This is a genomic window from Natrarchaeobius oligotrophus (assembly GCF_003841465.1).
Lineage (GTDB): Archaea > Halobacteriota > Halobacteria > Halobacteriales > Natrialbaceae > Natrarchaeobius > Natrarchaeobius oligotrophus.
Window position 1 is genome coordinate 17,616 of sequence record NZ_REFZ01000006.1, and the last position, 20,697, is coordinate 38,312.

The 20,697-nt window shown below is 66.8% G+C and carries 18 protein-coding genes; 6 read left to right on the plus strand and 12 right to left on the minus strand.

The window, feature by feature from the left end; genetic code table 11:
* Window positions 1–112 precede the first annotated feature (112 nt).
* The 3 genes from EA472_RS10050 (at window position 113) to EA472_RS10060 (ending at window position 4,203) form a co-directional block, all read left to right on the plus strand.
* The gene (locus EA472_RS10050) at window positions 113–1,123 is read left to right on the plus strand and encodes a GNAT family N-acetyltransferase (protein WP_124191384.1); all 1,011 of its coding nucleotides are present in this window, start codon (window positions 113–115) and stop codon (window positions 1,121–1,123) included.
* 137 nt (window positions 1,124–1,260) lie between these two features.
* On the plus strand, window positions 1,261–2,874 hold the full coding sequence (locus tag EA472_RS10055; protein ID WP_124191385.1) for an alkaline phosphatase family protein: 1,614 nt from the start codon (window positions 1,261–1,263) through the stop codon (window positions 2,872–2,874).
* A 195-nt stretch (window positions 2,875–3,069) separates the two neighbouring features.
* On the plus strand, window positions 3,070–4,203 hold the full coding sequence (locus tag EA472_RS10060; protein WP_124191386.1) for a tyrosine-type recombinase/integrase: 1,134 nt from the start codon (window positions 3,070–3,072) through the stop codon (window positions 4,201–4,203).
* A gap of 120 nt (window positions 4,204–4,323) precedes the next feature.
* On the opposite strand, the gene EA472_RS10065 is transcribed toward EA472_RS10060, so the two are convergent.
* From EA472_RS10065 to EA472_RS10105, 9 genes are read right to left on the minus strand one after another with little or no spacing between them, the layout of a single operon-like run.
* Window positions 4,324–6,156 (minus strand): Na(+)/H(+) antiporter subunit D, encoded by a 1,833-nt coding sequence (locus EA472_RS10065; protein ID WP_124191387.1) that lies wholly within the window; start codon window positions 6,154–6,156, stop codon window positions 4,324–4,326.
* A complete protein-coding gene (locus EA472_RS10070) occupies window positions 6,153–8,117 on the minus strand; it encodes a proton-conducting transporter transmembrane domain-containing protein (RefSeq protein ID WP_124191388.1) in 1,965 nt (654 codons plus the stop codon). Before EA472_RS10070 ends, EA472_RS10065 begins: the two co-directional genes overlap by 4 nt.
* A complete protein-coding gene (locus EA472_RS10075; RefSeq protein WP_124191389.1) occupies window positions 8,117–9,706 on the minus strand; it encodes a proton-conducting transporter transmembrane domain-containing protein in 1,590 nt (529 codons plus the stop codon). Before EA472_RS10075 ends, EA472_RS10070 begins: the two co-directional genes overlap by 1 nt.
* Window positions 9,699–10,070, minus strand: a complete 372-nt coding sequence (locus EA472_RS10080; RefSeq protein ID WP_124191390.1) for a cation:proton antiporter subunit C — start codon at window positions 10,068–10,070, stop codon at window positions 9,699–9,701. The genes EA472_RS10075 and EA472_RS10080 overlap by 8 nt, the downstream gene beginning before the upstream one ends.
* On the minus strand, window positions 10,063–10,563 hold the full coding sequence (locus EA472_RS10085; RefSeq protein WP_124191391.1) for an MnhB domain-containing protein: 501 nt from the start codon (window positions 10,561–10,563) through the stop codon (window positions 10,063–10,065). The genes EA472_RS10080 and EA472_RS10085 overlap by 8 nt, the downstream gene beginning before the upstream one ends.
* On the minus strand, window positions 10,563–11,111 hold the full coding sequence (locus EA472_RS10090) for a DUF4040 domain-containing protein (protein WP_124191392.1): 549 nt from the start codon (window positions 11,109–11,111) through the stop codon (window positions 10,563–10,565). Before EA472_RS10090 ends, EA472_RS10085 begins: the two co-directional genes overlap by 1 nt.
* Window positions 11,108–11,518 carry a monovalent cation/H(+) antiporter subunit G gene (mnhG, locus tag EA472_RS10095; protein WP_124191393.1) on the minus strand — a complete coding sequence of 137 codons (411 nt, stop codon included), beginning with the start codon at window positions 11,516–11,518 and terminating at the stop codon, window positions 11,108–11,110. The genes EA472_RS10090 and mnhG overlap by 4 nt, the downstream gene beginning before the upstream one ends.
* On the minus strand, window positions 11,515–11,802 hold the full coding sequence (locus tag EA472_RS10100) for a cation:proton antiporter (RefSeq protein ID WP_124191394.1): 288 nt from the start codon (window positions 11,800–11,802) through the stop codon (window positions 11,515–11,517). Before EA472_RS10100 ends, mnhG begins: the two co-directional genes overlap by 4 nt.
* The gene (locus tag EA472_RS10105; RefSeq protein WP_124191395.1) at window positions 11,799–12,836 is read right to left on the minus strand and encodes a monovalent cation/H+ antiporter subunit E; all 1,038 of its coding nucleotides are present in this window, start codon (window positions 12,834–12,836) and stop codon (window positions 11,799–11,801) included. The genes EA472_RS10100 and EA472_RS10105 overlap by 4 nt, the downstream gene beginning before the upstream one ends.
* Before the next feature lie 282 nt (window positions 12,837–13,118).
* Between EA472_RS10105 and EA472_RS10110 the strand changes: the two genes are divergently transcribed.
* Entirely contained in the window at window positions 13,119–14,189 is a 1,071-nt protein-coding gene (locus EA472_RS10110) for a quinone-dependent dihydroorotate dehydrogenase (protein ID WP_124191396.1), read from the plus strand.
* Between the two features lie 86 nt (window positions 14,190–14,275).
* Here EA472_RS10110 and EA472_RS10115 read toward each other — a convergent pair whose 3' ends face one another.
* The 3 genes from EA472_RS10115 to allB form a co-directional block, all read right to left on the minus strand.
* A complete protein-coding gene (locus EA472_RS10115) occupies window positions 14,276–15,892 on the minus strand; it encodes a hypothetical protein (protein WP_124191397.1) in 1,617 nt (538 codons plus the stop codon).
* On the minus strand, window positions 15,889–16,656 hold the full coding sequence (locus EA472_RS10120) for an ABC transporter ATP-binding protein (RefSeq protein WP_124191398.1): 768 nt from the start codon (window positions 16,654–16,656) through the stop codon (window positions 15,889–15,891). Before EA472_RS10120 ends, EA472_RS10115 begins: the two co-directional genes overlap by 4 nt.
* A 615-nt stretch (window positions 16,657–17,271) precedes the next feature.
* On the minus strand, window positions 17,272–18,642 hold the full coding sequence (gene allB, locus EA472_RS10125; protein ID WP_124191399.1) for an allantoinase AllB: 1,371 nt from the start codon (window positions 18,640–18,642) through the stop codon (window positions 17,272–17,274).
* Between the two features lie 304 nt (window positions 18,643–18,946).
* Here allB and EA472_RS10130 point away from each other — a divergent pair, with 304 nt between their 5' ends.
* Together EA472_RS10130 and EA472_RS10135 are read left to right on the plus strand one after the other, a co-directional pair.
* Window positions 18,947–19,888 carry an NAD-dependent epimerase/dehydratase family protein gene (locus EA472_RS10130; RefSeq protein ID WP_124191400.1) on the plus strand — a complete coding sequence of 314 codons (942 nt, stop codon included), beginning with the start codon at window positions 18,947–18,949 and terminating at the stop codon, window positions 19,886–19,888.
* Between the two features lie 185 nt (window positions 19,889–20,073).
* Window positions 20,074–20,427, plus strand: a complete 354-nt coding sequence (locus EA472_RS10135; RefSeq protein WP_124191401.1) for a hypothetical protein — start codon at window positions 20,074–20,076, stop codon at window positions 20,425–20,427.
* Window positions 20,428–20,697 lie beyond the last annotated feature (270 nt).

Consider the following 20,697-nt stretch of genomic DNA (forward strand, 5'->3'; position numbering starts at 1 on the left):
GCCTTACAAAGTGCTCGTGAGTCGACCCGTCGGGTATGGGATACCGAGCGATCGATATCGTCGAGCGCCCGATCACTGTCGCCGACCGGCCGAACATCTGGGGTGTGTCACCGTGAGCGTCGACGTACGCGTCGCGACGGCGGACGACCTCGAGCGCTGGAACGAGTACGTCGGACGCTCTCCGCAGGGGACGCTGTGTCACGAACTCGAGGCGCTTCGCGTCCAGGCGGAACACGCCGACGCGACGCTCCACCCGCTGATCGGGTTCAAGGGCCAGGAGGTCGTGGGGCTGTTTCCCGTCTTCGAGATCAGAAAGCAGTTCGTCACGACGGCGTTTTCCCCGCCGCCGCACCTCCGGGTGCCGTACCTCGGTCCCGCGTTGTTGAACCTCGAGAAACTGAAACAGCGAAAGCGCGAGCGACGTCGGCAGCGATTCATGGACGGCTGTTTCGAGTGGATCAGCTCGGAGCTGAGTCCGAAGTACGGCCACGTCCGGACGTCGACGGCGTTCGACGACGCGCGGCCGTTCAAGTGGAGCGGTTACGAGTCGACGCCGGAGTACACGTACGCGGTCGATCTGACCGTACCGGCGGACGACCTGCTGATGTCGTTCAGCAGCGACGCCCGGAGCAACGTCCGAAACACGGACGACGACGCCTACGAGGTAACCGTCGGCGGAACCGAGGAGATCCGACTGATCCACGAGCAGGTACAGAATCGCTACGAGTCCCAGGGAATCGGGTTCGACGTCCCCGTGGAGTTCGTCCTCGAGCTCGCGGACCGATCGGAGAACGGGCACGTTCGTCCGTACGCGCTCCGCGTCGACGGCGAGTTCGTCGGCGGTATCCTCGCTCTCGAGTACGGGGGCACAACCGGCCGCTGGATGGGGGGCGTTCGGACCGACGCCGACGTCGACGTGCCGACGAACGACCTGCTCGACTGGGCGATCATGAAAGACGGACTCGAGGCCGGGCTCGAGACGTACGACCTCGTCGGGGCCGACACCCGGCGAATCAACCGGTACAAGGCGAAGTTCAACCCCGAACTCCGGACCTACTACAGCCTCGAGTACGGCTCGTGGGGAATGCGGACGGTCGCGTCGCTGTACGACAACGTGAAGTGAGGCGCCAGCAGTCCGTTCTTCCGGTCAGTTCGTCACGGCCTGCGGGCGCGAAGGCGTCGGTGGCCGATCCGAAGGCGTCGGATTCCACGAATTAACACGACGCATAACCAAGGGACGAGCCGGTGGAGTCGTCGACGATGAACGACGGATCCTCCCTTCGGACCCTGCTCGTCGGCATCGACGCCGCCTGCGATCGGGTGCTCGCACCGCTTTTCGAGGACGACGCGGTTCCCACGCTCGAGTCGATCTACCGCGACGGGACCTCCGGCTCGCTCGAGTCCCAGATCCCGCCCTGGACGGCAAGCGCCTGGCCGTCGCTGTACACCGGGATGAATCCCGGCAAACACGGCGTGTTCGGCTTCCTCTCGTTCGACGGCTACGACTGGGACGTGGTGAACGCGACGGACGTCCGCGAGCGGACGCTGTGGGAGCTGCTCGACCGACACGGCATCACGAGCGTCGTCGTCAACGTTCCCGTCACCCACCCGCCGCGCGCGTTCGACGGCGCGTTGATTCCCGGCTATACGGCCCCCGAGAATCCGGACTGTCACCCCGACGGACTGCTCGCGGACGTCCGCGATGCGATCGGCGAGTACCGCGTCTACCCCGACGAGGACGCGGCCGACCTCGGCGCGGCCTACAGCGATTGCGTCCGCATGCGGGGCGAAGCGTTTCGATACCTCGCGGACCGCTACGATCCGGAGTTTGGCTTCCTCGAGTTTCAGGCGACCGACTCGATCTTCCACGAGGAACCCGAAAACGAGGGGGCGATCCGGTCGATCTACCGGGAACTCGACAGCCAGCTCGAGGCGATTCTCGAGGAACACGAGCCGGACAACGTCGTCGTCGCGAGCGACCACGGCATGGGGCCGTACGGGGGAACCGAGTTTCGCGTCAACGAGTTCCTCCGGGACGAGGGGTTCGTCGAGATCAGACGCGGCGGCGACGGGATGCCGACGTGGGCGACGGTCAGAGACGGCGCGCTCAAAGACGGCGTCGACGCCGGAGAGTACGAACCAGGATTCGGCGAGCGGGCGATGGCCGGTGCGGCGGCGGTCGGACTGACGAGCCAGCGGATCGCCGGGGTACTCGAGCGACTCGGCCTCGACGGCGTCGTCGCCAAACGCGCCCCGTCGAGACTCGTCAGCGCCGGCGCGACGCAGGTCGACTTCCCGGCGTCGGCGGCCTACGTCAGGTCGCGGATCGAACTCGGCGTTCGGATCAACCTCGAGGGACGCGAGCCGAACGGCGTCGTTCCGGCCGAAGAGTACGAGGTCGTCCGTACGCAGCTCATCGACGCGCTTCGGTCGGTCACGACGCCGGAGGGAGAACCGCTGTTCGAGTCGGTGCGCCCGCGCGAGGAATACTTCCACGGACCGGAGAGCGAGAACGCGGTCGACGTCGTCACCGTCCCCACAGAGTTCGAACACTTTCTGTCGGCGTCCCTCCGGGGCGAACGGTTCGGTCCGCCGACCGAGCCCTGGAACCACAAGCTCCAGGGGACGTTCGCCGCCCGCGGTCGGGACGTCGACCACGCGGCCGGCGTGGGGGATCCACACCTCTTCGACGTCGCGCCGACGGTCCTCGCGACCCTCGGCGTGCCGTTCGACGAACGGATGGACGGCCGTCCGCTCCCGTGCGTCGACGCGCCGAACTCCCGATCGTACCCGCGCTTCGACGGAGCGTCCTCGGTCTCGACGGACGACGAAGCCGTCGAGCGGCGGCTGGCCGATCTCGGCTACCTCGAGTGAGGAGCGCTCGAGCGCTTCACCACCGACCGAAACACAGATTTAGCGCCGTGAAACAGTATCGAACGAACGGATGTACCTTCGTGTCGATCGCGGGACCGCCGTCGCCCGGTTCGTCACGCACCGTTGGTCGCTCCCGCGGGCGGCCCGCCGAGGCCCGTCGCGCGGCTCTCGAGTCGACCGCGAGGTGGACGTACCGTGAGCGACGTCGCGATCGCGGACGCCGTCGACGCCTACCTCCAGCGAAAGGCCGTCGGCGACCCCGACGGGCCCGGCGCGGGAAGCTACGCCTCCAACGCCGAATCGATCCTCAGACGGTTCGCGACGTGGGCACAGCGCGAACACGGCGTCGAATCCCTGCGCTCTCTCGAGGCCGATCACGCGCGCTCGTACGCCCTCGACCTTCGAGAGCGGGCGGACCGCGGCGAGTACACCGCGTCGACGGCCCGCACCTACTTCGCCGTCGTCCGCGCGTTCCTCTCGTGGTGCGTCCGCGGCGGGATCATCCCGGAGAACCCAGCGGCGACCGAGACGGCGGAGTCGGCTCTCCCGAGTGCCCCGGCGGAGTCGGCCGACGACGGCTGGACCGACGACCGTCGGCGTCGGCTCGAGGCGTACGTCCGCGATCGGGCGCTCGAGTCGACGGCCGACGGCGTCGATCCGGACGAGCGACGAAATAGGCTGCGCGAGTACGCGCTCGTCGCCGTGCTCGCCCACTCCGGCGCCCGCGGCTCGGAACTGTTTCGCGTTCCCGAAGACGACAGGCGAAGCGGGGCGACGTGGGCCGACGTCGACTTTTACACCGGCACGATACGAGTGCTCGGTCGCTCACAGCGGACGGAGGAGGTGAGCCTGCTCGCTCGAGCCCGGACGCCGCTGCGGCGTTATCGCGTCGTGCTCGACCCGCCGACGAACGACTGGCCGCTGTTTCCGACCCGCCACGCGCCGTCGATCGCCGGCCACGTGAGAGAACGGCTTCGCGAGCGCGGCCACGCGGACGACGAAATCGAGGCGATGTTCGAGGACCGGACGGCGACCGAACTCGCTCGAGAGCGGGCGATCGCGCCCCCGGCGATCACGACGGAGGGCGCGCGCTCGGTGCTCAAACGCCTCTGTTCGGACGCGAACGTCGACGTCGACGGGGACTACCTCACGCCCCGGAGCGTCCAGGGCGATTCCGACGACGAGGTGACCAGAGACGAGGCGAGCGGTTCGAAGCCGGCGCTGCGAACGTCGGTCCGCGAGCGTTCGATCGCGGTTCCGGTCGATCTCCGGTCCGGAACCGACTCGAGCGCACCCGAGGAAACCGGGGCGGAATCCGAAACGAACTGAGCAGCGGCTGACGGGTCGTGCGAAGCGCGAACGGTCGAGCGCGATCGAAGCGCCTCCTCGTCCGGACCCTCGCGAGTCATTACTACCTGATTGCACCGTAAATCGTCACACCTGATCGGATCAGACGACGAGCAGCCAGAGAATCACCGTCAGCACGATCGTCAACAGCAGGACGGTGGTGCCGATGCTCATCCGCAGGTGGATCCTCGAGGGACGGCCGCCGTCGGCGGGCTGACGCTCTTCGACGTCGACGATCGGGAGCCGTCGTGCGGCTTCGTCGGCCGCCAGCGCCGGGTTGTTCCCGACCCAGTAGCAACGTGTGACAAAGCCGACGACGGCGGCGTCGACGGCGGCGTACAGTTCGGTGACCGACAGCATCGAGATGCGACCGACGTAGTACGACGCCGGGTTGACGATCAGCGCGGGGTCGGAGTAGTCGATCTTCGAGAGCGGTTTGCGGATGAGTTTGAAGCCGACGGCGGAGACGGCGATCAAGATCGCGGCGTCGGTCAGGTGGCCGGCGCTGTAGGGGGTAAGCGCCGTGTCCATCTCCGTCACCGTGACGCCGTCGACCAGCGGCAGCAGGTCGGCGAACACCGGCCAGCCGACCGCCGGCAGGCCGAGGACGACGCAGGCTCCGCCGACGGAGAACATCGCGACCGTCTGTCCGGTCGTCGCGTCCGTGACGGTGTACTCGGCTGGTCCGTGCAGGAACACGTAGTAGCCGAGCTTGATGAACGAGAGGAAGGTTCCGATCGCGCCGATGAACAGCAACCAGTACAGCGCCTGGTACTCGGGCGCGCCGTAGTAGTGGGGGTCGGCAGCGTCGAGCACCATCCCCTTGCTGATGAAGCCGCTGAAGCCGGGGACGGCGGTGATCGAGAGCGCGCCGATCGCGAACGCGATCGCCGTCAGCGGCATCTCGCGCCAGAGCCCGCCGAGCTTGTAGAGGTCGTTCTCGCCGGTGCGGTAGATGACGACCCCGACGGCCATGAACAGCAGGCTCTTGTACAGGATATTGTTGAACAGGTGTCCCATCGCGCCGGCGACCCCGATCGCCGTGCCGATCCCGATCCCGGCGACCATGTAGCCGAGCTGGGCCTGGATGTGATACGACAGCAGCGCGCGCATATCGTGCTGGAGCAGCGCGAAGACGACGCCGTAGACGGCCATCGCGCCGCCCATGTACGCCAGATACAGGTGGCCGTCCGGGATCGCCCGGAAGAGCACGTACGCGCTCGTCTTCGTCGTAAAGGCCGCGAGGAACACCGACGCGGCGAAGTGCGGCCGCGGGTAGGTGTCGGGCAGCCAGGTGTGGAAGCCGACGAACGCGACGTTGACGCCGATGCCGAGGACGGCGAGCAACAGCGGCAGGCCGTCGGCCATGCCGACCGTTTCCCCGGCGTCCGTGACCATCGCGAACGAGCCGGTGACGGCGTACTGGGCGATCACCGCGAACAGCACCAGACTGCCGCCGATGCCGTGGGCGATGGCGTACCGGTAGCCCGCCCGGACCGCGTCGCCGCCGTGGTGCCAGACGAGCAGCGTGCTCGTCAGCGCCATGATCTCCCACATGAACACGAGGACGAGCCAGTCGCCCGCGAACGCCGCGCCGAGGGCCGACGCGACGTACGCAAGCGCGAACGCGGCCATCACCCGCGGCGCGTCGCTCGAGTAGGCGTAGATCACGCCGAAGGTACCGAGGAACGCCAGCCCGCCGCCGACCATCCGGGTGAACTCGTCGACGTAGAACGGCTGAACGTCGGCAAAGCCGAGGAACGTCGTCGTCAGGTGCGCGCCCTCCGGTGCGAACAGTGCAACGGCGACGACGGACGCGAGCGAGAGCGCCCCGGCCGCAAAGCCGAGCGCTCTCGGCAACACGAGCACGAGCAGCGCCGCCGCGAAGACGAGTAGCGGCGGGTAGGCGTACGTTAGCAGCTCGGGTTCGATCATTCGTCGATCACCTCCACGGCCTCGGCCAGCGAGAGGCCGCCCAGTTCGTCGAAGGAGTCGACGTCGAAGACTCCCTCGACGATGTAGATCGCGAGCTCGAGGAAGACGGCGTAGTCGGGGACGACGCCGAGGGTGACCGCGCCCGTCGCGATGACGGCGATCGGGGCGATCATGAGCCAGGTACTCTCCGCGAACGGCGACCGGCGCTCCCAGCCGCCGGCCGGCGGCCCACCGTGGTGGTCGCCGTGGTCGTGGTGGTCGTCGGCGTGGTCCTCGTGGTCGCCGCGACCGCCCGGAACGTCCGCGTCGCTCGGATACTGATCGACGGCGTACTCGTAGTCGTCGTCTTCGTCGTCCTCGAGGGGCGTGCCCGCTCCCTTCGCTTCCGTGTCTCCCTCGGCGTCGTCGACGGGCCGAGGCTGGCCGCCGGGAGCGCGTTCGTCGTCATCGTCGTCAACTCGCTCGCCGCCGTCCGTCGCGACCGCGTCGTAGGACTCCCGCTTGCCGCCCGGCGGGAACTCGAGCAGCGGTTTGGCGTCGTGGCGCTGTTCGCTCTCGAAGAACGCGGTGTAGACGACCGGCCAGAGGTAGGCGACGTTGAGAACGCCGGAGACGATCAACGCGGCGGCGAAGAGCCAGTAGCCGCCGCCGACGGTGCCGGAGCCGATCAGCATGTAGAACTTGCTGACGAAGCCGGCGATCAGCGGCATGCCCGCCATTCCGGCCGCGCCGATGGCGAACGCCGACATCGTCAGCGGCATCCGCTTGCCGATGCCGGCCATCTCGCTGACGTAGTCGGTGTGGGTCTCGACGTGGACGGCCCCCGCACAGAAGAACAGGGTGAGTTTGCCGAACGCGTGCGCGGGGATGTGAAAGAGCGCCCCGAGGACGGCGTAGGGGTGAAGCAGCGAGAGCCCGAGCACGATGTACGACAGCTGTGCCGTCGTCGAGAACGCGAGCCGGCGCTTCAAGTGATCCTTTCGAAGCGCGATGATGCTCGCCGCGGTGAGGGTAAACGCCGCGAGTATCGCCACCGGAACGTTCAGCCCGACCTCGCCGACGCCCGGCACGGAAAGCGGCAGGTCGTGGATGAGTCCGGGTCCGAACACCTCGAGTATCACCCGCGCGACGCCGAACGCGCCGGACTTGACGACGGCCACGGCGTGGAGCAGCCCGGAGACGGGCGTCGGCGCGACCATCGCGTCGGCAAGCCAGGAGTGAAGCGGCATCACGGCGGCTTTGACGCCGAAGCCGGCGATCAGGAGGAAGAAGGCGGCCTGCGCGAAGACGGGTTCGGCCGCGGCCGCCTCCGCGAGCAGTTCGATGCCGCCGGTTTCGAACGCGAGGGTTCCCTCGCCGGCGGGATCGACGCCGCTCGTGAGCCAGTAGACGAGGACGGTGCCTGCGAGCAAGAAGACCCCGCCGCCGAAGAACGTGTAGGCGAGATACTTCCGGCCAGCGATGCGGGCCTCGTCGTCCTCGTTGTGGGCGACCAGCGGGTAGGTGACCAGCGACAGCAGTTCGTAGAAGATGAAGATCGTCACCAGGTTACCCGCGAACGCGATCCCCAGCGCCGTCGAGAGGCTGGCGGCGAACGAGGCGAAAAATCGGGTCTGGGCGTGTTCGTCCAGCCCGCGCATGTAGCCCGCGGCGTAAAACGACGTGAAGATCCAGAGGAAGCTCGCGAGCATCGCAAAGAGCATTCCGAGCGGATCGGCACGCAGGACGAAGTCGATTCCCGCGAGGAACTCGACGCCGAGCGAGTCGGCGAGGCTCCACTCGTAGACGGTACCGTCCATGACGCCCGGGAGCATGCTCGCGACGATTCCGAACTTGACCAGCGCGGCAAGCACCGACCAGCCTTCGCGAACGTTCGGGTAGCGATACGACGCGACGATCAGAAATACCGCGACGGCCGAGACGAGAACGGCGGCCAGCGGCAGGACGGATTCTTCTGCCATCAGTTGAACACCTCCGAGACGAACGGCTCGAGCAGGTCACCGAACGCACCGCCCGCGAAGCCGAGGACGACTGCGGTCACCGTGACGGTGACGAGAACCGCGAGCATTCCGAACGAAACCGCACCGGGCGAACCCCGACGCGCCGACTCCCTCAGCAGTCCGCCGTCTCCGGCGACCGCCGGTGCTTCGTCGGCGTCGACGTCGCCGCCGTCGGTCGCGACCGCCTCGGGCGCGTGGGGCGACTCGAGCGTCGACGCCGGCGTGAAGTACATCTTCTCGAGCAGTCTGGCGGCGTACGCCAGCGTGAGCATGGTGCTGAGGAAGATGACGCCGGCGACGAGCCAGGATTCGGCCTGGACGGCTCCGACGGCGATGTACCACTTGCCGATGAAGCCGATCGACGGCGGGATGCCGACCAGCGCGATCAGGAGGACGGCCATTCCGGCGGCGGTGACCGGGCGCTCGTCAGCGAGGCCGGCGTACTGGTCGACGGTTCGTGCGCCGTAGCCGAGCGCGACGATACCGACCGCGACGAATAGGCCGGCTTTCATCATCCCGTGGCCGATCAGGTGAACGATCGCGCCGAGGAGCGCGGTCTCCGTGACGAGGCCGTAAGCGGCGACGACGAGGCCGAACTGCGACACTGACGAGTACGCGAGCATGCGTTTGACGTCGAGTTGGACCACTGCGAGCGTGCTGCCCGCGACGACGCTGACGGCACCGACCGTCACGACGATCTCGGTCAGGTACGGCGTGGCCGTCAGGAACTCCGGTCCGAAGACGGTGAACATCACGCGCCCGAGCGCGTACGCGGAGACGGTCGAAACGAGCGCGGCGATCAGCGGCGTCACGCCGTCGGGTGCGTGCTGGTAGGCGTCGGGCTGCCAGGTGTGCAGCGGCCACTGGGCGACCTTCAGCGCGAAGCCGACGAACATGAACGCGAAGGCGGCTCGAAGCAGCGTCGGCTCGCCCTCGGCGGCCATCAGCTCCGGGACGAGGTCGCCGAGAACGACCATGTTCAACGCGCCGGTCGCCATGAACAGGAAGCCGACGCCGATCAGGTACAGCGACGCGCCGACGGTGCCCAGGATGAGATACTTCAGGGCTGCGACCGCGGACTCGGGGCCGTCGCCGCTCGAGATCATCGCGTACGTTCCCAGCCCGACGATCTCGAGGAAGACGAACATGTTGAAGACGTCGCCGGTCATCGTGAGCCCGAGCAACCCGCCGGTCAACAGCAGGTAGCCGGCGTAGAACGTGTTTCCGCGGGGGCCGCCGGCGCGCGTGTACGCGAGCAACCCGGCCGTAGTGGCGGCGACGAGCAGCGCGATCAGCGCGGAGAACTCGTCGGCGACGAGTTCGATGCCGATCCCCTGCGGTTCGTCCCAGCCGCCGAGGACGTGAACGACCGGGCCAGTCGCGTAGACGTCGGCCGCGAGGTACGCAGTCGCCGCGAACACGCCGGCGGTCGTGATCGCCGTGACGGACCAGCCCGTCCGGTCGAATCGGAGTCCGAGGACGATCGGAACAGTCGCCATGAGGATCGGCACGGCGACCAGCAGCGCCGGCAGCAACTCGACGCTACTCATCGGCACGCACCTCGCGGAGGGTGTCCTCGCGGAGGGTTCCGTACTCCGCGTAGATGCGGACGATGAGCGCGAGGCCGACGGCGGTCAGCGCGATCCCGACGACGATGGCGGTCAGCACGATGACGTGTGGTAGCGGGCTGGCCATCGCGAGCTCACCGGGGTTCGGATCGGCCGGGACGATCGGCGCGGAGCCGCCCTCGACGTAGGCGACCGCGACGAAAAACAGGAAGATCGCGGTCTGAAAGAGGTTGACGCCGATCAGCTTCTTCACGAGGTTCTCGTTGGCGATCATCATGTACAGCCCGACCCCGAGCAGGACGAACATGAGCGCGTACGCGTACCGGGACGCCAGCAGTTCAATCATCGTCGGTCACCTCCGCCTGGTAACTCTCCTCGCCGCGACCGTCGGGCGTAAAGCCAGCGGCCGTGGCGAAAAAGAGCGTGATGACGACGCCGGCGACGATCAGGGCGACGCCGCCGACCTCGATCGCCTCCATCCCCCAGTAGTGGGCGATGCCGAACGTCTCGACGAACGCGTCGTACTCGAGGAAGTTCCCGCCGAGTGCGATCGTCGCGAGACCGGTTCCGATGAAGATCGCGACGCCGGCGGTGACGAGGCCGACGACGAACGAGTTCTTCAGCCAGCGGCGGGTGGGTTCGATGCCGAACGCGAACGCGAGCATCAACACGGTGACGCCGATGATCGCGCCGCCCTGGAAGCTTCCGCCGGGAGTGTCGGCACCGTGGAGACTCATGAACATGCCGTAGGTGAGCGTAAACGGTGCGATGATCCTGACCGACGTCATGATCACCTGACTCTCGGTGTAGGTATCGTCGTAGGTATCGGTGCGAGACATTACGTGAACACCTCCCGTTTCAACACGAGCAAAACGGCGACGCCGGCGGCGAAGACCACGACCGCCTCGCCGAAGGTGTCGAACCCTCGGTAGGACGCCAGCACGGCCGAGACGGCGTTCTGCGCGCCGGTATCAGCGAACGTTTCCTGGACGTAGTAGACCGACGGCGTCGTCTCGAGCGCCTCCCAGCCCCAGACCGGCGCGTCCGAATCGCCGACGGCGTACATGTCCCCGAGCAGGGTAAAGAGGACGAGTACGAACGCGCCGACGGCGACGACCGCCGGCAGGTGGATCCGCTCGAAGAGCCGGTCGGTCGGCGGCCGGGACGTGCGCGCGATGGTCAACAGCAACAGGATGGTCGTGACGCCGGCCCCGATGGCCGCCTCGGTCATCGCCACGTCCGGCGCGAGCAAGAAGGTATAGAGGATCGCCATCCCCAGGCTGTACGCGCCGAAGACGACGATCGCCGAGAGGACGTCCCTGAACAACGCCGTCGCCAGCGCCGCGAGCAGGATGAACACCACGAGCGTGTAGGCGATCGCGCTCACGCGGTCTCACCTCCGTCGACGTCGGAGCCGGCGTCGGGTTCGCTCGAGTTCCGGTCCGGCGCTCCGGTACCCGAGTCCGGGCTCCCGTCGTCGGTCGCCGAATCGGCGGTCACCGGTTCGATCCCGGTTTCGGCTGCCGAGCGGGCGATCGCGTGGGCCGCGGTCGGGTTCGTGATGAACACGAAAAAGAGCAACAGGACGGTGTAGACCGACGCTTGCTGCCAGCCGAGCGCCAGCGCGACGGCCGCGAGCGCGAGGCCGGCACCCAGCGTGTCCGTCTGGGAGGCGGTGTGAGCGCGGGCGTAGATGTCGGGCAGGCGGATCACGCCGACCGCCGAGACGAACGTGAAGAACAGCCCGGCGACGACGAGGACGACGATCGCCCAGAAGCGCGCGGCCTCGATCACAGCACACCACCCCGTTCGACGGTGAACTTCGAGATGGCGACGGCCATCAGGAAGTTCAACAGGGCGTAGATCAACGCGATGTCGAGGAACCACGGCTCGTCGAGTCCAGCCGCGAGCAACGCGAGGATGACGACCGTGTTCGTTCCGAGCACGTTAACCGCGAGCAGCCGATCCTGGGTCGTCGGCCCGGCGACCGCCCGGTAGAACATCACGATCGCGAGGACGACGAACAGCGCGGCCGCCAGCAGGAAGATCTCCTCGATCGAGACGCCCGCGGGGATCACAGTTCGTCACCTCCGATAATCTCGGCGTCGCCGCGTTCGCGCGGCGACGGAATTCTGGCCGACTCGCGTCCGTTGAAGACGAACCGGACGGCGCGCTCGAGCGAGCCGTCGAAGAGATCCTCCCGGGCCGACGGGATCAGCGTGTGGACGATCAGGCGCTGGTCGTTTGCCCTCACGGTGAGCGTCCCCGGCGTGAGCGTGATGCTGTTCGCAAGCGCGAGCAGCGGGAGTCCGCTCCTGACCCGGGTGTTCACCCGCGTTATCGTGGGCGCGATCGGCATCGACGGACGCAGGATGACGACCGAGATCGCGACGTTCGCCTTGACGATCTCCCAGATGAGGTAGGGAACGTAGAACGCGAAGCGAACGGTTCGAATCGGCGACTCGATTCGGTCCAGCGGAAAGGAAAACGTCACGTTCGCGAGCGAGGCGGAGACGATGCCGGCGACCGCGACGCCGGTCACGAGATCGAACCAGTAGGTCGGATCGCCCAGTACGAGGTAGAAGCCGAAGGAGATCCAGAACAGCGCGAAGTAGCGATCGAAGCGTTCGGTGCCTTCGCCGACCAGCCGCTCGTGGCGGGCCGGTCGTTCGACCGCAGCCTCGTCGTAGGAGAGTCCGGCCGCGTCGAGTTCGCGCTCGAGGGGCTGGAGAATAGACGACGTGACGCCGGGCTTGTACTCGGGATCGATGACGACGAGGTCAACGCCGTGTTCGTCGGCGTACTCCTCGAACGCGTCGGCGTAGTCGCGGGGGCCGAACAGGTACTCGTCGTCGCCCAGCACCGCGGACTCGACGGTCACGTCCGCGTCGCCGGCGTCCTCCGCGAGCCAGCGTCTGGCCCGCGCGAGGAGCTGGTTCGCCTCCTCGCGTTGCTCGTCCCCTTCCGGTACTTCGGTGTCGTGCGGGAGCGCGACCACCAGGTGGACCTCGAGGGAATCGGCGTCCTCGAGTCCGGACCGGACGGCGTAGCTCACGGTCTGTCGGACGGTCACCGTGTCCGACAGCGGCACGAGCACGCGGTTACCCGCCACGGTTCTTTCCTCCTGGCGACCGTCGTTGATTACTCATGGCTCCGGCTGTTAGTCGACTCAAGCGGCACCCGCAGGAAAACGATTTCGTTATCCGCTGGCTCTCACCCGGTTTCGGCGTCTTTTGCCGGATGTTCACGACAGCTAACCGGAAACGATCGACGGATCGGAGTGCTCTCGAGTCGGGCGAGGAAGCCGATCCGTCGAGTGTGCCATCACGTACCCAGGTTCCCGCCGGTCTTCGAGACGTTTACGTACCGTCCCTGCACAGTACCGTCAACCACAATGACGCTGTACTCGCGAGTTCGGCCACTCGCGTTCAAACTTCCGCCCGAGCGAGCCCACAACGTCGGCAAGCGGACGCTCCGGGCGGCCCAGTCGACGATGCCGACGCGGGCGGCGCTGTCGTACGCCTACCAGTACGAACACCCCGCTCTCGAGGTGGAGCGCTTCGGGACGACGTTTCCGAACCCTGTCGGCATGGCCGCGGGGTTCGACAAGAACGCCGAAGTGACGCACGCGCTGGAGGCGCTCGGCTTCGGCTTCGTCGAGATCGGCACCGTCACGCCGTATCCCCAGTCCGGAAACGAACGACCCCGCCTCTTCAGGCTGCGAGAGGACCGCGCGATGGTCAACCGGATGGGGTTCAACGGCCACGGGATGGAACGGGTCCGATCCCGCATCGAGCGCGACGGACTGCCGGAGATCCCTCTCGGAGTGAACGTCGGGAAGATGAACACCTCGAGCGAGAGTGAGGCGATCGAGGACTACCGGCGGGTCTTCGATCGGCTCTCGCCGTACGCCTCCTACGTCGTCGTCAACGTCTCCTGTCCGAACACGCCCGACGAGTTTCGGGAGTCCTCCCCCGAGCATCTCAGACGAATCTTCGAGACGCTCGAGGCGGAAAACGACGAGGGGAAGCCGATCCTGGTGAAGATCGGTCCGGACTCGACGATCGACTCCATCCTCGAACTCGTCGACATCGCACGGGAGTACGGCGTCGACGGAATCGTCGCGACGAACACGACGATCGAGCGCGAGAACCTCACGTCCGACGGCTGCGATGAGTGGGGTGGTCTGAGCGGCGACCCGCTCGCGGATCCGTCGACGCGCGTGATCCGTTCGATCGCCGAACACACCGACGGCGACGTGCCGATCGTCGGCGTCGGCGGCGTCGACTCGGCCGAACGTGCCTACGAAAAGATTCGAGCCGGCGCGTCGCTCGTTCAGCTGTACACCGGATTCGTGTACGAAGGCCCGTCGACCGCGAAGCGAATCAATCGAACGCTCGTCGAGATGCTCGAGCGCGACGGCTTCTCCTCGGTCGAGGACGCCGTCGGCGCGGATCTCGAGTGACGCGTCCGGGAACGCACGCTCGGCGAGTCCACGGAGACGTCGGCGTCGTCGGAGTCCGCGGCCGGTGTGGAACCCCGGCCCGCGATTCAGTCGAAGTGAAACCGCTCTATCGAGCGGATCGCGTGCCGGGCCGAAAGCAGGCCGACGGTGGCCGCGAGAAACCCCGTTCCAGCCGTGCCGAGCACAGCCACGAGCACTCGGGACGTGTCGAACGCAGACGCGATCGCGCCCCCGACCAGCGCGCTGTGGGCGGCGAGCGTCGGGGCGGCGACGAGAAGGACGACCACGGAGTAGACGCCGAAGGCGATCGTGCTCGGAACGATCGCCTTCGTGCTTCGGGAGACGCTAACCGCGTCGAACCGGGGGAAAACGGTGCCGATTCCGGACGCGATTGGACCCGCACAGGCCACCAGAACCGCAGCGCTCGCCGTGAGCGTCCCCGCGGTTTCGATCGGATGCGGACTCAGGATCGCGAGCGCAGCCGTCGTCACCACGACGACCGGGCCGGCCAGAAGCGCCCCCGCGAGCACGTGTCCCCCCACGAGCGTTCGTCCGGGATCGACGCCTAACAGGGTGGCGGGAAGGACGGCCCCCTCGTTCCCGACGACGTTGAGCGTGAACAGCGCACCGGCGATCCAGACCCCACAGAGGACGATCCACAGCGGAAACGAGCGCCCGATCGTTCCCGTCTGTATCACCGTAATGACGGGATTGATCAACACGATGAGCGGGTAGAGGACGAACGAGAGCGTAATCGGTGAACGGCGCGCTCGCGTCCAGTCGGTCTGGACGACGCCGGCGATCGGTCGCGAAACGTACCGGTCGAGTCGCGATTCGGCGGTCGACCCCGCGTCGGTCGTCGCGTTCGTCTCCGACTCGACGTGAACGCCGTCGGCGTACCAGAGCCAGGCTGCGAGGCGAGCCAGCACCGGCATGCTCGCGAGCAGTATCGCGGCGCTCGCGACCACCGCGCCGACTCCACGGCCGATCGAGGCCTGCGGCGCAGTTCCGAGCAGCGCCAGATCGCCGTACCAGCCGACCGGCGTCGGCTCGAGCAGCCAGAACACCGGTTCGAGGACGGCCGCGAAGTTTTGCGTGTAGATGAGCCCGAGGTACGCGATCGCCAACCCGACGAAAAAGAGCGTTCGCAACCGCGTGAGCAGCTGCGATCGAATGCCGGCGTTTCTGATCGCGAGCGCGATGAGAAAACCGACCGACAGCGCGGTCGACAGCGACAGACAGACGGCGAGAAACGAAAGCGGTGCCGCGATCGGCGACCGCGCGCCGGCGGCGAACGCGAGCGACGCCGCCGCGGCGTACGTCGTGGCCGGCACCCCCCACAGGAGGACCTCCGAGAGCGTGATCCCGCCGAGCAGCTCGCGATGCGAGATCGTCGTCAGGAGCCCGTCGAGACGGTCGGGGCGCAACGCCGTCGCGTAGGCGCGGTAGCCGCCGAAGGCGACGACGACGATCCAGGCGTAGCCGAAGACGATCGTCCCCCACTCGAGGGGCGTCTCGAGCGTTCCGGACGCGATCGCCGCGCCGAAGACGTACGCGCCGACGATCCCGCCGAGCGAGAACGGGACGAAAAACAGCGCCACGAACGCGATCGCGATCAACTGACCGGCGTTTTCTCGCGTGGCGCGCCACTTCCGCCGAAGCTCGACGTGCGCGATCGCTCGCACGTGCGTCCACGCGGTCATCGCCCTTCGGCCGCCGCCGCTCCGTGATCGGTCGTCACCGCGAGGAAGACGTCCTCGAGCGTCGAGTCGGTCTCGCTTTCTACCTGCGCGGTCAACTCGCCGGGCTCGCCCTCGGCGACGATGCGGCCACCGGAGAGAACGCCGACGGCGTCGGCCAGTTCCTCCACGACGGGAAGGATGTGCGTCGAGAGAAACACCGTGTGGCCGTCGTCGGCCAGCTCCGCGATCGAGTTCATCACCGTCCGGGCGGCCCGGGGATCGAGGCCGCTGGTCGGCTCGTCGAGGAAGACGACCTCGGGTTCGTGCAACAGCGCCTGCACGAGGCCGACCTTCTGGCGCATCCCCTTCGAGTAGTCGTCCATCCGTTTGCCGGCGTCGTCGGTCAGCCCGAAGCGCTCGAGCCAGCGGTCGATCCGGCGTTCGGCCCGCTCGGCGGGGACGTCGCGGAGCCGGGCCGCGTACTCGAGTTGTTCCCGGCCCGTGAGTTCGTCGAAGACGGGCGGCTCCTCGGGGAGATAGCCGATCGAGTCGCGAACGGCGTCTCGGTCGGTGACGGGGTCGCCGGCGATCCGGGCCTCGCCGGTCGTCGGTCGCGTGAGCGTCGTCAGCATCCGCATCGTCGTGGTCTTTCCGGCCCCGTTCGGTCCCAGAAAGCCGTACACCGTCCCGGGTTCGACCGACAGGTCGACGCCGTCGACCGCGGTCGCGGACCCGAACCGCTTCGTCAATCCGTTCGCGTCGATCGCGAGTGGTACAGAGGGCATGGCAGGCTACTCCCCGGTTCGGGATCGATCGTCACTAAACTTTGGTTGTCCGACACGGACGGGCTGTAATGAAACTCGACGAACGGCGCGATCCCAGGTCGAACGTCCGGACAGCGATCGTCTGCGGCCAGTAGCCAACTCAGCGGTGAACCATCCCGATCGCTTCTCGGTCGATCTCGATCGCACGACGTGAGTAAGTCGGCCGAAACCCGCTCCGGCGACCTGAAAAACTCACGTTACGCTCCCTCTGAAATTCTGCGCGCTCTATAGCTACTCTCTGTTTCAACATTCGCTTCGATCGATGGGTGGATTCGCCATACGGCACGGACGGAGTTGTACCGTTCCGACAGGTATCAGACGTAACGCGACGATGGAAGGCGACGTCGATGCGGATCGACTGCAACGGGTGGTTCGATGACGACCGTGACTCGCGCTCGAGCGCGGCGCTCGGCTCATCCGGTCCGACGAAACGGTTTTCCGGTCCAGCCGCGACCGTCCTGGGGTTGCAGGTATCAGCTGACAAGAGTCCGTCTCATACGGTTAACTGCAAGTCATTTCCGGTGCACCCGCGACGCGGGCGACGGGTGCACCGGTACATCGGTACAGTAATCCGTCTCACTCGTCGACGTCGACGCGAGTTCCGTACCCCGAGTCGCCGACGACGTCGCCGTTCTCGTAGACGACCTCGCCGCGGACGATCGTTGCGACCGTTTTGCCGGTGAACGACTCGCCCTCGAACGGCGTCACGCAGTGTTTCGAGTGGAGGTCGCGTCGGTCCTCGAGCGTCCACTCGGCGTCGGGATCGACGATCGTCAGATCCGCGTCCGTGCCGATCTGCAACGATCCCTTCCTCGGGTACATTCCCCAGACCTGGGCCGGACGGGTCGAGTGGCGACGGACCCACTCTTCTATGGTGAGTCGTCCCCGGTCGACGAACGTGAGCATCGCCGGCACCTCGGTCTCGAGGCCGACGAAGCCGGAGATCGACTCCCAGGTGTCCGCGAAGGGGTCGTCGACGCCTTTTTCCTCGGGAGTGTGAGGAGCGTGGTCGGTCGCGATACAGTCGATCGCGCCGTCGTCGATTCCGATCGCCCAGAGGCGCTCTCGCTCGTCGGCGTCGCGAATCGGCGGCTGAACGCGAGCGACGTTACCCTTCTCGCGGAGCACGTCCTCCGTGAACCAGAGGTAGTGGGGGGTCGTCTCGGCGGTGACGTCGACGCCGCGCGCTTTGCCGCGGGCGACGGCCTCGGCGGCGGCACCCGAGGAGACGTGGAACATGTGGATCTTCGTGCCCGTCTCCGCAGCGAAGGTGATCGTCCGCTCGACGGCTTCACGCTCGGCGATCACTGGCCTCGAGTGGGCGTGATCGATCGGCCGATTGCGTCCCTCCGTTTTGAATCGCTCCGTGTAGTGGTCGACGATCTCGCCGTTTTCCTCGTGAAACCCGAGCCGTTTGCCGGTTTCGCGAATACGCTCCATCGCCTCGAGCACCTCGCCGTCGTTCGGCGGCGGAACGTCTCCGACCGTCGATCCGAGAAAGATCTTGAACCCCAGCGCGCCGGCTTCGTCGAGATCCGGAATCAGATCGAGGTTTTCGGAGGTGACGACCGCGTAACTCTGGAAGTCGACGTGAGCCGACGCCTCACCCCGATCGAACTTCAACTCCAGGTGTTCGGGTCGGTCGATCACGGGATCGGTGTTGGGCATCCCGACGACCGTGGTCACGCCGCCCGCGGCGGCCGCCCGCGTCGCGGACCTCCAGTCTTCCTTGTATTCGAGACCGGGTTCGCGGTTGTGGATGTGGCAGTCGACGATACCGGGAACCAGCACGTTCCCCGCCGCGTCGACGACGCGGTCGCCGTCCGGCAGTCGATTGCTCCTGCCGACGGCGACGATCGTTCCGTCTTCGACCGCGACGCCGGAGTCGGGCGAGCGCCCGTTCGGGGTAACGACGGTACAGTTGCGAACGACGAGATCGACGCTCATTGGCGTGGCGTTGCCGAGGGCCGTGCATATAGCTTCTGTTGACCGACGAGCGCGACGGTCCGGCTTGCGCGAGACCAACGACGCATCGGACCGATCCGATCGGCTCCGGCAGCCGGTCGCCGTTCGCGTTCCGCACGATTGGCGGAGACCGTCGCCGTTCACACCCGTCGACCGGCGACCGGGACGGCCGTCGCCGTCGAACGGGATCGAAACTGAGCGGTAAAACGTAATTACGGACGATAGGATCGGGATACGGGCCGGTACGACTGTCATACTAAACGGACCCGGTGTCCTCGCGCAAACAATGGACTCGCCAGCGATTCGCGACAGGACGGTGCTCGTGACCGGCGGCGGCGGCTTCATCGGAAGCCATCTCGTCGAGGCGCTCGCCCCGCACAACGACGTTCGAGTGCTGGACGACTTCTCGACCGGCACCCGGGCGCACCTCCCCGAAGACGTTACGGTGGTCGCCGGCGACGTCGGCGATCCGATCGCGCTCCAGCGGGCGGCTCGCGGCGTCGACGTCATCTTTCACCACGCGGCGGTCGTCAGCGTCGACCGGAGCGTCGACGATCCGCGGGCGACCAACCGAACGAACCTCGAGGCGAGCCTGCTCGTCCTGGAGCAAGCGCGCCAGGAGGACGCCCGCGTCGTCGTCGCCTCGAGCGCCGCGGTGTACGGCCACCCGGACGAACTTCCGGTCAGCGAAACCGCGTCGCGGAACCCGACGTCGCCGTACGGCGTCCAGAAGCTCGCACTCGATCAGTACGCGCGCCTCTACGCGGAGCTGTACGATCTGCCAACGATCGCGTTGCGGTATTTCAACGTCTACGGTCCCCGACAGCGCGGCCCGTACAGCGGCGTCATCTCCACGTTTCTCGAGCAAGCGCGGGCGGACGATCCGATCACGATCGAGGGCGACGGAAGACAGACGCGCGACTTCGTTCACGTCAGCGACGTCGTTCGGGCGAACGTCCGGGCGGCGACGACGGAGTCGGTCGGATCGGCGTTCAACGTCGGAACGGGCGAGCGGCTGTCGATCCGAGAACTCGCAGAGACGATCCGAACGGCGACGGATTCGTCTTCGCCTATCGTTCACCGCGATCCGCGACCGGGCGACATCAGACACAGCGGTGCCGACGTCTCCAGGGCGAAACGCGAACTCGACTTCGAGGCTCGCGTGACTCTCGAGTCCGGCATCCGAGCACTGGTCGACGGAACGGAACTCGCGAGCCAGGTCGCCTGATCGTCGGATACGTCGATCGAGTGATCGACGAGGGCACCCACATAATCCTTTGGGAGGTACTAGCGTATTTCGTCCGAGTAACCGCGGTTGTGCGTCCCAGCGGTCGGGATCGGTCGTATCGTCGTCCGGGACTGATTCGTGTAGGTGAAAGATAACTAACGGTATCGCCCCTCTCAGAAAGTAGTATGATCGACAGCCTCATTGTGTTCGCCGTCAGCCTGCTGATCGGTGCACTCGGCATCTACGCGGGCGCGAAAGTGATCGTTGACGCAGAAGACTACACGTACGCGATCATCACCGCACTGATCGGCGCGATCGTCTGGGGTCTCGTCGGGTTCTTTTTCGGGTGGATCCCGCTTCTCGGACCGCTGCTGGTCTTCGTCGCCTACCTCGCCGTGATCAACGCACGCTACCCCGGCGGATGGGTGGACGCGGCCGCGATCACGATCGTCGCATGGCTGTCGGTGCTCGTCGTCCTGTACGTGCTCGCGTTCCTCGGTGTGACCGGGTTCGACGCCGTCGGCGTTCCCGGCGTCTGATACGGACCGTTACACGTCATTATCGGTGTCGCCGCTGGTTAGCCGTGGTTGCACCGCTCGTCGGTACAACAGACCGCACGAGGGCGATTCGAGCCGACAACGTGTTTTCCCGACCGCGTTCGACCCACACGCCGACACGGCGGCGACGATCCTCCCCAGCGTCTTTCGGCGCGTCGGCGTTCGACTGTCTCATCCTAACGTCAGCAGCCGCTTTCCAGACGTCTCAGTACTACAGACTGTCTGTGAAAAATATTATTACTAGATAAACCG